This window comes from Kitasatospora sp. NPDC101108, assembly GCF_055584725.1.
In genome coordinates this window covers 253,577-266,735 of sequence record NZ_JBVJLM010000003.1, presented here as the reverse complement: position 1 = coordinate 266,735, position 13,159 = coordinate 253,577, and the positions used below count along the sequence as shown (strand labels likewise).

General features: G+C 71.8%; 10 protein-coding genes. 6 read left to right on the top strand and 4 right to left on the bottom strand.

What is annotated here, in order from left to right; genetic code table 11:
• The first annotated feature begins 161 nt into the window (after nt 1-161).
• From ACZ6Z8_RS09505 to ACZ6Z8_RS09480, 6 genes are all read left to right on the top strand, one after another.
• Nucleotides 162-1,787, top strand: a complete 1,626-nt coding sequence (locus tag ACZ6Z8_RS09505) for a peptide ABC transporter substrate-binding protein (RefSeq protein WP_465607857.1) — start codon at nt 162-164, stop codon at nt 1,785-1,787.
• A 133-nt stretch (nt 1,788-1,920) separates the two neighbouring features.
• Nucleotides 1,921-2,847, top strand: coding sequence for an ABC transporter permease (locus ACZ6Z8_RS09500; protein ID WP_465607854.1), 927 nt, complete (start codon nt 1,921-1,923; stop codon nt 2,845-2,847).
• Nucleotides 2,848-2,923: 76 nt separating this feature from the next.
• A complete protein-coding gene (locus ACZ6Z8_RS09495; RefSeq protein WP_465608426.1) occupies nt 2,924-3,838 on the top strand; it encodes an ABC transporter permease in 915 nt (304 codons plus the stop codon).
• 16 nt (nt 3,839-3,854) lie between these two features.
• Nucleotides 3,855-4,907, top strand: coding sequence for an ABC transporter ATP-binding protein (locus ACZ6Z8_RS09490; RefSeq protein WP_465607852.1), 1,053 nt, complete (start codon nt 3,855-3,857; stop codon nt 4,905-4,907).
• Complete coding sequence (locus ACZ6Z8_RS09485) at nt 4,897-6,000, top strand: ABC transporter ATP-binding protein (RefSeq protein WP_465607850.1); 1,104 nt, start codon at nt 4,897-4,899, stop codon at nt 5,998-6,000. The genes ACZ6Z8_RS09490 and ACZ6Z8_RS09485 overlap by 11 nt, the downstream gene beginning before the upstream one ends.
• A gap of 152 nt (nt 6,001-6,152) precedes the next feature.
• Nucleotides 6,153-7,202 carry an ABC transporter ATP-binding protein gene (locus ACZ6Z8_RS09480; RefSeq protein ID WP_465607848.1) on the top strand — a complete coding sequence of 350 codons (1,050 nt, stop codon included), beginning with the start codon at nt 6,153-6,155 and terminating at the stop codon, nt 7,200-7,202.
• Nucleotides 7,203-7,239: 37 nt separating this feature from the next.
• On the opposite strand, the gene ACZ6Z8_RS09475 is transcribed toward ACZ6Z8_RS09480, so the two are convergent.
• From ACZ6Z8_RS09475 to mshB, 4 genes are all read right to left on the bottom strand, one after another.
• Nucleotides 7,240-8,961, bottom strand: a complete 1,722-nt coding sequence (locus ACZ6Z8_RS09475) for an ABC transporter family substrate-binding protein (protein ID WP_465607846.1) — start codon at nt 8,959-8,961, stop codon at nt 7,240-7,242.
• A gap of 135 nt (nt 8,962-9,096) precedes the next feature.
• The gene (locus tag ACZ6Z8_RS09470; RefSeq protein WP_465607844.1) at nt 9,097-11,532 is read right to left on the bottom strand and encodes a peptidoglycan binding domain-containing protein; all 2,436 of its coding nucleotides are present in this window, start codon (nt 11,530-11,532) and stop codon (nt 9,097-9,099) included.
• A 239-nt stretch (nt 11,533-11,771) separates the two neighbouring features.
• On the bottom strand, nt 11,772-12,230 hold the full coding sequence (locus tag ACZ6Z8_RS09465) for a DUF6113 family protein (protein WP_465607842.1): 459 nt from the start codon (nt 12,228-12,230) through the stop codon (nt 11,772-11,774).
• Nucleotides 12,227-13,138: an N-acetyl-1-D-myo-inositol-2-amino-2-deoxy-alpha-D-glucopyranoside deacetylase gene (mshB, locus tag ACZ6Z8_RS09460; RefSeq protein ID WP_465607840.1), complete on the bottom strand. Its 912-nt coding sequence runs from the start codon at nt 13,136-13,138 to the stop codon at nt 12,227-12,229. Before mshB ends, ACZ6Z8_RS09465 begins: the two co-directional genes overlap by 4 nt.
• Nucleotides 13,139-13,159 lie beyond the last annotated feature (21 nt).

Here is a 13,159-nt window from a genome sequence, read left to right as displayed (position 1 = left end):
GGCTTCCCGCCACGGGCCCTTCCGGCGTTTCCGGGAACCGGCGCCGCGTCAACTCCGCGGCGGGTCCGCGCACCCGTCCGGGTGTACCCGGCTCGCGCCGTCGCCGGGGCGCGCTTCTCATGGGGTGTGATGCGACACACACCCCCTGAGGAGGGACCTCCATGCCCGTAGCCGCCCGCGCCCGCCTGGTCCTCGCCGCTGCGACGTCCGTGGTCCTGGTGGCCACCGGGTGCAGCAGCAGCGGCGGAGGAGGCGGCGGTGGCTCGTCGGACGCCGGCAAGCCCTTCAGCTACCAGAGCAGCGAGCCGCAGAACCCGCTGCAGCCCGCCAACGCGAACGAGGTCGGCGGCGGTCGCATCATCCAGAACCTCTTCAAGGGGCTGGTGGACTACGACCCCGGCAACGCCAAGATCCGCATGCAGGTCGCGGACAAGATCGAAACCAGCGACTCGCAGACCTTCAACGTCACGCTGAAGGACGGCTGGAAGTTCCACGACGGCACCCCGGTGCACGCCAAGAACTTCGTGGACGCCTGGAACTGGGGCGCCAACCCGGCCAACAACCAGATCAACAGCTCCTGGTTCTCCGACATCGAGGGCTACCAGGACGTCCACCCGGCCGGCGGGAAGCCCACCACGGACAAGATGTCCGGACTGACCGTCACGGACGACCTGCACTTCACGGTCAAGCTGAGCCACAAGGTCTCGTACTTCGAGTACAAGCTCGGCTACATCGCCTTCTCGCCGCTGCCGGACGGCTTCTTCAAGGACCCGGCCGGGTACGGGCAGAAGCCGGTGGGCAACGGCCCGTACCAGTTCGTCAGCTGGTCGCACAACACCGAGGTGGTCACCAAGACCTTCCCGGACTACCAGGGCGTGGACAAGCCGAAGAACGGCGGCGTGGTCTTCAAGATGTACACCACGTCCGAGGCCGCCTACGCGGACCTGCAGTCCAGCAACCTGGACGTGATGGACCAGGTGCCGCCGTCCGCGCTGGCCAACTACAAGAACGACCTCGGCGACCGGGCGGTCGACGCCCCGCAGGGCGCGATCCAGAACATCGGCTTCACGCTCTACCAGGGCGACTGGTCCTCGCCGGACAAGGCCAAGGTGCGCCAGGGCCTGTCGATGGCGATCGACCGCGACATCATCACCAAGACCGTGCTGCAGGGCTCCCGCAAGCCGGCCACCGCCTGGGTCGCCGAGGGCGTCGAGGGCTACAAGGACGGCGCCTGCGGCGACTTCTGCAAGTTCGACCCGGCCAAGGCCAAGCAGCTGATCCAGGACGGCGGCGGCGTCCCCGGCAACAAGCTGCTGATCACCTACAACGCGGACGGCGGCCACAAGGAGTGGGTGGACGCGGTCTGCAACTCGATCCGGCAGAACACCGGCGTCGACTGCCTGGGCGACCCGAAGCCCGACTTCAAGACCGCCCGCGCGGCGATCACCAGCCACCAGCTCAACGGCGCCTTCCGCACCGGCTGGGTGCAGGACTACCCGCTGAACGCCAACTTCCTGTCCGACGTGTACCGCACCGGTGCGGCCTCCAACGACTTCGGCTACAGCAACCCGCAGTTCGACGACGCGGCCACCAAGGCCGACGGGGCCCCCAGCGTGGCCGACACGGTGACCGGCTACCAGCAGGCCGAGGCCGTGCTGCCGAGCGGCATGCCGGCCATCCCGCTCTGGTACTACCGCACCAACTCGGGCTACTCGACCAAGGTGCAGAACGTGAAGTTCGACTCCTTCGGCAACCCGGCCTGGACCCAGGTCGAGGTCAAGGGCTGACGCCCTCCTCGCCCGCCATAGGGCAGGAGGGGCCCAGCCCCCCACACCGGCCCCGCCCTTCCCGCACGGAGGGCGGGGCCCGGTCCTCTCGGCCGACCGGCCCCGGTCGGTCACGCCCTGGAAGGAGGCTCGGATGGGCAGTTACGTGCTTCGGCGGGTGCTGCAGATGATCCCGGTGTTCTTCGGCACCACGCTGCTGATCTTCGTGATGGTCTACACGCTGCCGGGCGACCCGGTGACGGCGCTGTTCGGCGAGAAGGCGGCCGACCCCGCGGTGGTGGCCAGCATCAAGCACAAGTACTTCCTGGACCAGCCGCTCTGGAAGCAGTACCTGCACTACATGGGCAACCTGTTCCAGGGCGACTTCGGCACCAGCTTCACCGGCCGGCCGGTCTCGGACATCATGGCCGACGCCTTCCCGGTCACCATCCGGCTCGCGTTGCTGGCCTTCGTGTTCGAGATGGTGCTGGGCCTGGCACTCGGGGTGCTCTCCGGACTCAAGCGCGGCAGCATGTCGGACACCCTGGTGCTGGTCCTCACCCTGGTGGTGATCTCGATCCCGGTCTTCGTGCTGGCCTACATCGCGCAGACCGTGTTCGCCACCAACCTCGGCTGGGTCACGCCGACGGTGCAGGACAGCTACGACCTCTCGCAGCTGATCCTTCCGGCGGTCGTCCTGGGTTCGCTCTCACTCGCGTACGTCGCGCGGCTCACCCGGACCTCCATCGGCGAGAACCTGCGGGCCGACTACATCCGTACCGCGACCGCCAAGGGGCTTCCCCGGCGGACAGTCACCTCCCGTCATCTGCTGCGCAACTCGCTCATCCCCGTGGTCACCTTCCTCGGCACCGACCTCGGCGCACTGATGGGCGGGGCGATCGTCACCGAGGGCATCTTCAACGTGCAGGGCATCGGCAACGTCCTGTACCGGGCGATCAACCAGAAGGAAGGCCCGACCGTGGTCGGCATCGTGACCGTCCTGGTGATCATCTACCTGGTCGCCAGCCTGCTCGTCGACCTGCTCTACGCGGTCCTGGACCCGAGGATCCGCTATGCCTGACATCCATGACGAGGACTCGTACGAACCGCACCCGAAGCCCGGTGTCTCGCGCCTGGACTACGCCGGGGAGCAGGGCATGGCGGTCGAGCAGGAGACCTTGGTCGAACGCGACGTGGAGAAGCGGGAGGAGGCCCGCAGTCTCTGGGGCGACGCCTGGCGGGACCTGCGCCGGCGGCCGATCTTCCTGCTGTCGGCGGTGCTGATCGTGCTGCTGGTGGTGATGGCGGTCTTCCCCTGGGCGTTCACCGATGCCAACCCGCGCAAGGCCGACCTGGTGCACGACTACCTCAAGCGGCCGGACTGGACGGACTTCTTCGGCGCGGGCTGGTTCGGCTACGACGCCCAGGGCCGGTCCATCTACGCCCGGGTCGTCTACGGCGCCCGCGCCTCGATCACCGTGGGCGTCTTCGTGACCGCCGCGGTCACCGTGCTCGGCGGGCTGACCGGCATGGTCGCCGGGTACTACGGCGGGGCCGTCGACGCGGTGATCTCCCGGATCGTGGACATCTTCTTCGGCATCCCGCTGCTGCTCGGCGCCCTGGTGCTGCTGAACGCCTTCACCGTCCGCACGGTGTGGACCGTGGTGCTGGCGCTGGCCGTCCTCGGCTGGACCCAGATCGCCCGCGTCATGCGCGGCGCGGTGCTGACCGTCAAGCAGTCCGACTACGTGGTGGCCGGCCGGGCCCTCGGCGCCGGGACGGGACGGCTGATGTTCCGGCACATCCTGCCGAACGCGATCGCCCCGGTGATCGTCGTCGCCACCATCGCCCTCGGCGGCTACATCGCCACCGAGGCGACGCTGAGCTTCCTCGGCATCGGTCTGCAGGACCCGACCATCTCCTGGGGCATCGACATCTCCTCGGCCCAGAAGGTGATCCGGACGGCGCCGTACGTGCTGTTCTTCCCGGCCGCGGCGCTCTCCGTCACCGTACTGGCCTTCATCATGCTGGGCGACGCGGTGCGCGACGCCCTCGACCCGAAGCTTCGCTGAGCGAGGGGAGCGCAACGTGAACACCGCTGTGGACAGGGCCGGGCGCGAGGCGGGGACGCCGTACCAGGGGCCGCTGCTCGACGTACGGGACCTGCACGTCGAGTTCGTCACCCGGGACGGCGTGGCCAAGGCCGTCAACGGGGTCAACTACAGCGTCCGGGCGGGCGAGACGCTGGCCGTGCTGGGTGAGTCCGGCTCCGGGAAGTCGGTGACGGCGCAGGCGGTCATGGGCATCCTGGACATGCCGCCGGCCCGGATCCCGCGCGGGGAGATCCGCTTCCGCGGCCGGGACATGCTGAAGATGGGCAAGGACGAGCGGCGGAGGATCCGTGGCCGGAAGATCGCGATGATCTTTCAGGACGCGCTGTCCGCGCTCAATCCGGTGCTCACCGTCGGCTTCCAGCTCGGCGAGATGTTCCGGGTCCACCAGGGGCTCTCCCGGGCGGAGGCCAGGAAGCGGGCCGTGGAGCTGATGGACCGGGTGCGCATCCCGGCGGCCGAGCAGCGGGTGAACGACTACCCGCACCAGTTCTCCGGCGGGATGCGCCAGCGCATCATGATCGCCATGGCGCTGGCCCTGGAGCCGGACCTGATCATCGCGGACGAGCCGACCACCGCGCTGGACGTGACCGTCCAGGCCCAGGTGATGGACCTGCTGGCCGAGCTGCAGGCCGAGTTCAACATGGGGCTCATTCTGATCACCCACGACCTCGGCGTGGTCGCCGACGTCGCCGACAAGATCGCGGTGATGTACGCGGGCCGGATCGTCGAGACCGCACCCGTGCACGAGCTGTACGCGCGCCCGGCCCACCCGTACACCCGGGGCCTGCTGGACTCCATCCCGCGGCTGGACCAGAAGGGCCAGGAGCTCTACGCGATCAAGGGCCTGCCGCCCAACCTGCTGCGGATCCCCCCGGGCTGCGCCTTCAACCCGCGCTGTCCCCGGGCGCGGGACGTCTGCCGGGCCGAGGTGCCGGAACTGTTCCAGGTCACCGAGGACGACGGCACGCCGCTGGAGGGGCGCGGCAGCGCCTGCTTCTTCTGGAAGGAGACCCTCCATGACCGCTGACGGGGCCAGCGCGACGGGCGCGGCGGTGCCGGAGGAGGCCGCGTTCGACCAGGAGGTGCCGCGCGGCGAGCCGATCCTGGAGGTCCGGGACCTGGTCAAGCACTTCCCGCTCACCCAGGGCGTCCTGTTCAAGAAGCAGGTCGGCGCGGTCAAGGCGGTGGACGGGGTCAGCTTCGACCTGATGCAGGGCGAGACGCTGGGCATCGTCGGCGAGTCCGGCTGTGGCAAGTCCACGCTGGCCAAGGTGCTGATGAACCTGGAACCGGCGACCGGGGGGTCCGTCCGCTACAAGGGGGAGGAGATCTCCCGGCTGTCCGGGGGTGCGCTCAAGGCCGTCCGCCGCAACATCCAGATGGTGTTCCAGGATCCGTACACCTCGCTGAACCCGCGGATGACGGTCGGCGACATCATCGGGGAGCCCTTCGAGATCCACCCCGAGGTGGCGCCCAGGGGCGACCGCCGCAAGGCCGTCCAGGACCTGCTGGACGTGGTCGGGCTCAACCCGGAGTACATCAACCGGTACCCGCACCAGTTCTCCGGAGGTCAGCGCCAGCGCATCGGCATCGCCCGCGGCCTCGCGCTCAAGCCGGAGATCATCATCTGCGACGAGCCGGTCTCGGCGCTGGACGTGTCGGTGCAGGCCCAGGTGATCAACCTGCTGGAGCAGCTGCAGGGCGAGTTCAACCTGTCGTACATGTTCATCGCCCACGACCTCTCCATCGTCCGCCACATCTCCGACCGGGTGGGGGTGATGTACCTGGGCAAGATGGTCGAGATCGGCTCCGACGAGCAGATCTACGACCACGCGACCCATCCGTACACCCAGGCGCTGCTCTCGGCGGTGCCGGTGCCGGACCCGACGGCGCGCGAGTCGCGGGACCGGATCGTGCTCACCGGCGACGTGCCCTCGCCGGCCAACCCGCCCTCCGGGTGCCGGTTCCGCACCCGCTGCTGGAAGGCGCAGGAGCGGTGCGCGGTGGAGGTGCCGCTGCTGGCCTCGCCGAGCTGGCTGAGCGGGCCGGCGTTCCACGACTCCGCCTGTCACTTCGCGGCCGAGCGGGGTGACGAGCAGGGCGCCGGCGGCCCGTCGTAGCGGTCGCTCCGCGGTCAGGGCGCGCCCCGCGGGGCGCGCCCTTCGCCGTGATGGAACCGAGATCTCCCACGCACTCCCCAAGTGCACGCCGTTCCTTGATAGTTGCACTGCGCCTGTCGATGCTCGCCGCTGTGCCGAGGAGGGCTGCCCGGATGGACATGGTGGAGGTGACCGGCGGCGGTCGGGAGAACCTGGTGCCCGGGACCCCGCTGCTGGAGGTCGAGGACCTGCACATCGAGTTCCACACCCAGGACGGCGTCGCCAAGGCCGTCAACGGGGTGAGCTACTCGGTGGCGGCGGGGGAGACGCTGGCGGTGCTGGGTGAGTCCGGCTCCGGGAAGTCGGTGACCGCGCAGGCGGTCATGGGCATCCTGGACATGCCGCCCGGGAAGATCACCGCCGGACGGATCCTGTTCCGCGGCGAGGACCTGCTGACCATGAGCCCCAAGCTGCGGCGGACGGTCCGCGGCCGGAGGATCGCGATGATCTTCCAGGACGCGTTGTCCGCCCTCAATCCGGTGCTCAGCGTGGGCTACCAGCTCGGCGAGATGTTCCGGGTCCACCAGGGGCTCTCCCGGGCGGAGGCCAGGAAGCGGGCCGTGGAGCTGATGGAGCGGGTGCGCATCCCGGCGGCCGAGCAGCGCGTCGGCGACTTCCCGCACCAGTTCTCCGGCGGGATGCGCCAGCGCATCATGATCGCCATGGCGTTGGCCCTGGAGCCGGACCTGATCATCGCGGACGAGCCGACCACCGCGCTGGACGTGACCGTCCAGGCCCAGGTGATGGACCTGCTGGCGGAGCTGCAGGCCGAGTTCAACATGGGGCTGATCCTGATCACCCACGACCTCGGTGTGGTCGCCGACGTCGCGGACAAGATCGCGGTGATGTACGCGGGCCGGATCGTCGAGACCGCACCCGTGCACGAGTTGTACGCGCGCCCGGCCCACCCGTACACCCGCGGCCTGCTGGACTCGATCCCGCGGCTGGACCAGAAGGGCCAGGACCTGCACGCCATCAAGGGCCTGCCGCCCAACCTGCTGCGGATCCCCGGGGGTTGCGCGTTCAACCCCCGCTGCGACCGGGTGCAGGACGTCTGCCGGACCGAACTCCCGCCGCTGGTGCCGGTGGCGGACGAGGAGGGCGCCGAACTGCCGGGCCGCCGCAGCGCCTGCCACTACTGGCGGGAGACCCTGCACGGCTAGGCGTGTCGGACACGCCCCAACGGCCGGGCTCGGACGCCTACTTGGTGAAGCCCACGTTCTCCCAGACGATGTCGGACAGGCCCTGGGCGCCGATGTTGGCGAGGTCGGCGCGCGCGCCGTACAGCTGCGGGCGCTGGTAGAGCGGCAGCACGCCGGCCACCTTCCAGAGTTCTGCGTCGGCCTGGTTGATCGCCTCGGAGGCGGAGCCGGCGTCGGACGCGGCGCCCGCCCGGTCGAGAGCGGCGTCCACCGCCGCGCTGCCCGCGCCGGCGCGGTTGGTGGCGCTGTTCTGGGCGTACGAGGCGCGGCTGCCGCTGGCCGGGAACGGGGTGCCGAGCAGGGCGTAGACGGCGATGTCGAAGTCGTTGTGGTTGACGTACTTGTCGAAGAACTCGTTGGGGGCGGCCGTCACCGGGGTGACCTTGATGCCGACGTCCTTGAGCATCTTGGAGACGGACGCCGTCTCGCCCTGGGCCACGGCGACCCCGGCCGGGACGACCATCCGCAGGTTCAGCTCGTGGCCGTCCTTCTTCCGCACGTCGCCGTCGAGCTTCCAGCCGGCCGAGTCCAGCTTGCGGGCGGCCTCGGCCGGGTCGAAGCGGGACAGGCCGAGGGAGTTGTCGCGGTAGCCGTTCTGGTTGGCGGCCAGCAGGTGGTTGTTGAGGGGGACGGCGGGCCAGTCCAGGCCGTTGAGGTCGGCGCGGATCAGGGTGTCCCGGTCGATCGCCTGGAACACGGCCTGGCGGACGGTCGCGTCGCTGAGCAGCGGGCTGCGGGCGTTCAGGGTGAGCTGCCGGAAGTCCGGTCCGCCGGCCCGGCGGACGGCCGCGCCCTTGGTGTTCTTGATGACCTGGTAGCCGGCCAGGTCCGGGCCGTTGTTGAGGAGGTCGATCTGGCCCTTGGCGAAGGCGGCGCCCATCTGGTCGGGCAGCATGGCGTGGAAGACGATCCGGTCCAGCATCGGCTTGTCGCCCCACCAGGTCGGGTCGGCGACCAGGGTGACGGTCTGCGCGGCCGGGTCCAGCCGCTCGACCTTGAACGGGCCGGCGGTGAGCGGGATCGCGTCCAGGTAGGCCGTGTTGAACAGGTCCGGGGTGGAGACCTTGCTCGCGGGCAGCAGCGGGGCGTTGGCGGCGCCGTTGAACATCGACTGCCATTCGGAGAACGGCCGGTCGAAGGTCATCACGGCCTGGAAGTCGTCCTTGCCGCGCTCGACCGAGGTGACCAGCTCGAAACCGGAGGTGCTGGACGGCCGGTAGGCCGGGTCCTTGCCGTTCAGGGCACGCCAGTCGGCCTCGATGTCGCGCCAGGTGATCGGGGTGCCGTCGGACCAGTGGGCCTTCGGGTTGAGCGTCCAGGTGACCACCTGGTGGCCGTCCCTGACCTCGGCGTGGGCCTCCTGGAGGTAGGCCGGGTTGACGGTCTGGGTGCCGGCCGCGTCCGAGCGGAAGAAGGTCGGCAGCAGCGGCTTGCCGACCGCGACGGTGGAGGACTCGGTGCCGTCGGTGTGGATCGGCGACCACTGGTGGGGGAACTGGGCGATCGCCAGGTTCAGGGTGCCGCCCTGGCGCAGCTGGCCGCGGTCGTGGGCGTTGATGTCGACCGAGGTGAGCTTGGGCACCCCGGCGGCGGCGCTCGGCAGCGCGTCCGAGGCGGCGCCGTCCTGCCCTGAGGCGCAGGAGCAGAGCGTGAGGGAGAGCGTCAGGACGGTGAGACCGGCGAGCAGCGCCGTCCGGTGGTGCTGGAGGCGGCGGCCCATCGGCGTGGCTCCCGGGGTGACTGTGGCGGATGGTGTGGCGTCACATCTTGCTGACCGGGAGGGGGAGTTGTCGAGGGGGCGGGACCGCCGCATCCGTTCGGTGCGGGGCCCGCCCCCTCGTTCGTGCCCGGTTCGTCAGGCCACGGTGAACTTGTAGGTGCGTTCCTTGTCGCCGGTCTTGTCGAACAGCGAGCCGACGGCGTCCGCGACGTCCTGCGGGGTGATCGTCGAGGTCTGGCCGTTCTTCTTGACCTTCACCTTGTCGAACAGGCCGTTCAGCTGGGAGCCCAGCACGTCGAGGTCCCACTTGGGCGCGATCTTGCCGGAGGCGTCCGGGGTCAGCGTGAGCGTCTTGGCGGCGGTCTTCGGGCCGAAGTCCCAGGACTTGGCGCCGGCCACGATGTGGATCTTCCCGTTGGTCACCTGCTTGCCGAGGCTGTCCGCGGCGGCCTGCAGGGCCTGGGTGGAGACCTTCGGCTGGGCGGCCGTGACGGCGAGCGCGACCGGCTGGTCGGGCTTGCCCGCGGCGCGGTCCCGGTAGGCCTGCTCGACCACGTCCAGGGCGGCGTTGGAGTCCACCGCCTGGCCGGCCTTGCCGGGGACGACGACCGGGTCGCCGTTGTCGGCGAACTTGACGTAGCCCTCCTGGAGGCCCTGGCCCGAGCCGGCCGCCAGGGAGTCCAGCGCGGCCTTGAGCTTGGCGCGGTCGACCCGGACCTCCGGGGCGACGGCCTTGGTGCCGCCCTGGATCGACTTGATCACGGCGACCGGGTCGTAGTCGTGGGCGGCGAGGCCGTCCACGGTGGCGGTGGTGTCGAAGGTCAGCCCGGCGACCGTCGGGTCGAGGTCGACCGTCTGGTCGCCGATCTTCAGCTTCAGCGGCTGCTGCCCGGCCTTGCCGACCGACGCGTCCAGCGCGTGGATCGCCTGGTCGCGGCTGTTGCCGCCGATGTCCGTGCCGAGCACCACGGTGCCCTTGGGGACGTCCGACTGGTTGAGCATCAGGCCGGTGCCGTACGCGGCGGCGCCGAGGAACAGCACGCCGCCGAAGGCGTAGACGCCCAGCTTGACGAGCTTCTTGGCGCCGCCGCGCTTGGCCTTGGCCGGGGCGGCGGGCTCGGTCTTCCCCTTCGCGGGGGCCGGGCCGGGCGCGGGAACGGGCCCGGGGCCGGGGCCGGGGCCGGACTGGGCGGCGGGACCGCCGGGGACGCCCGGCGCACCCGGGGCGCCGGGAGCGGCCTGGGAGCCGGGGCCGGGGGGCGTCGGCAGCGGGGTGACCTCGGTGGCCTCGGGGTCGCCGGCCTGCCGGGGCCCGCCGGCGACGGGCCGCGCGCCCGGCTGCGGGGCGGGCTGGGGCGCGCCCGGGAAGAGCCCGCCGGGGGCCGCCGGGGTGGCGAAGGGGTCCTGACCGGGGGCGGCCGGGCGCTGGGAGCCCGGGCGCTGGGTGGCGAACGGGTCGGCACCGGTCGGGGCCGAGGCGAACAGGCCCGGCTGCGGACGGTCGTCGGCGCCGCGCGGGGCGCCGTTCCGGGGCGTGCCGGGTATGGCGGCCGACGGCGGGGTGTTCTCGCGGATCGGCGCGAAGCCGTCCACCGAGGTGTCCTCCGGGTTCGACCCGGACTGCGGGGCGGCCGGGAGCCCGCCCTGCTGCGGGCCGTTCGGACGGGCGCCGTTCGGGCGGGCGTCGTTCGTACGGGGCGCGCCCTGCTGCGGCGCCTGCCGCTGCGGGCGGTTGCCGCGCGGACCGCGGGCACCGGTGTCGGGGCCGGCCGAGGCGAACGGGTCGGCAGCCGGTGCGAACGGGTCGAAGGTGGGCGCGAACGGGTCGGCTGCCTCGTACACCCCGGGCTCGTCGCCCGGGTTCCCGGCGCCGTACGGCGAAGCGGGGGAGGGCGCGGCGCCCTGGTTGGGCGCCTTGCCCTGGGCGGGCACCGGACGGCCGTTGGGGCGGGCCGCGCCGCCGGCCGCTGCCGGGCGGGCGCCGTTCGGGGCGGCCTGCGGACGGGCCTCGGCGGCGTTGCCGGGCACGGCCGCGACCTCCGGCGCGCTCGGGGCGCCGGCCGGCACCGCGGCCGGGGCGGGCTCGGCGGCCGGGGCCTTCTTCTGCCGCGGCCGGAACCAGGCACCGGTGGACTCGGACTCCGAGGTGGCCGCCGGGATCGGCGGGATCTGCCACTCCGGCGGCAGGTCCGGCGGGGTGGCCGAGCGGGGGCCGCCCTCCATCACGCCGAGGACGGGCGAGGCGGCCGCGGAGCGGTGCCGGGAGCCGCCCGGCTCGGCGGGCGCCTGCTCGGCCGGCCCCTCGTCGGCCCTGGCGGTCTCGTTCTTGACGGCGCTGCGGACCACGACCGGCGGGATCGGGCGCGAACCGGGGATGTTGATCCGGACCCGGGTGGTCAGCGTGGTCTCGGTCTTCGGACCGTCGTCCTCGCCGCCCGACCCGGCGTCGGTGCCGGCCCGGTCGCCGCCGGGGAGGCCCGGGGTGCCGTAGGGCGGCGTGCCCGACGGGTAGGCGTCCGGACCCGTGCGCCGGGGCGTCGGGTTGGCGTTGTCAGATTCGCGGCTGCTCAATGCTGCTCTGCTCCGGGTTCGCGGGCGGGCCGTGCGGCGCGACCGCGGTTCGTGGTCGCCGGGCCTGGGGCAAACGGCGGTCGGGTACGACGTACTGCGGGACCACCATACTGGGAAGAACTGAGCGGTGAACGGCTTCGGACAGATCCTGATACGTCCGGTTCCTCCGGTATGAGAGTACGGCGGAGTGGTCCTGACTGCGCGTTGTGTGCGCTACCGTACGCGGCTGCCCACCGGGGTCAGCGAGGGGGGTTGGGCACCCCGGGGAACCAGCTGGTGCGGGTGGGCAGGGTGGCGCAGATCACGCCCAGGATCGAGCCGACGAACAGCCAGGCCAGCGAGGTGGCGTTGGACCACAGCACGTTGTCGCCCTCCGGCCGGGGCACCATCAGCAGCAGCATCGCCAGGAACCAGCCGGCCGCGGGCAGCGCGGCGCCCAGTCGGGTGCCGGTGACCCGCAGGCCCGCGTAGAAGGTCGCGGCGGTGGCGGCGAGCGCCAGCAGAACTCCCACGGGCGGCCACAGGGCCTGCACAAAGGATCCGCAGACGGACACCACGATGCCCAGCAGGAAGAACAGGACATACGCCGTGATCCGGGCGGCGCGCGGGGGTTGGGGCTCGGCCAGGCGCTGCTCGCGGGTGCCGAGGGCGGTCACCGCGATCGAACGGCGCTTCGGCTTGGCGGCGGGCGCGGTCATCGGGCGTTCCCCTCGCTGGGAGTCGGGTCGGTGGTGTCGAGGCCCGCGAACAGGTCGCGTTCGGGCCGCTCGGGCCCGGCCTGGCCGTGCACCAGCTGGTAGTACTCGGTGGCGAACAGCGGCTGGCCGAGGTGGTTGGACAGCGCGAAGGAGGAGCCGTCCACGGTGATCTGGGTGGCGTGCGCGGCCATCGCGGCGGCCTTGCGCCCGGCGTGGGCGGTGCCGTCCACCACGGTGGTGACCACCTCGTCGGTCACCACCCCCGGCACGTCGGAGGGTTGGGCGGTGCCCGGGAAGGCCGCCTCGGCGGCGGTCGCGGCCAGCCCGGCGTCGAGCACCGAGCGCGGCATCCGGTTCCAGTACACCTTGGCGATCCGCCAGGGGGCGCCCAGCTCCGGACGGTGCGCCGGGTCGGCGGCCAGCTCGTACGCGCGCATCGCGACCCGGTGCGCCTGGATGTGGTCCGGGTGCCCGTAGCCGCCGTTCTCGTCGTACGTGACCAGCACCTGCGGCCGCACCTCGCGGACCACCGCGACCAGGTGGTCCGCCGCCTCGTCCACGTCGGCCCGCCAGAAGCAGCCGGGGGCGTCGTTGTCGGGCACGCCCATCATCCCGGAGTCGCGGTAGCGCCCCGGGCCGCCGAGGAAGCGGAAGTCGGTGACGCCGAGGGCGCGCATCGCCTCGGTCAGCTCGCCGATCCGGTGCGCGCCGAGGGTGTCGTCCCGATCGGCCGTCAGGTGGGCCAGCTCGGGCGGGATCACCTCGCCGCCCTCGCCGAGGGTGCAGGTCACCAGCGTGACCAGGGCGCCCTCGGCGGCGTACCGGGCCATGGTGGCGCCGTTGCCGATCGACTCGTCGTCGGGGTGGGCGTGCACCAGGAGGAGGCGGCGGCCGGTAGTCGCGGTCATGGGAGGAAGCCTAACGACCGC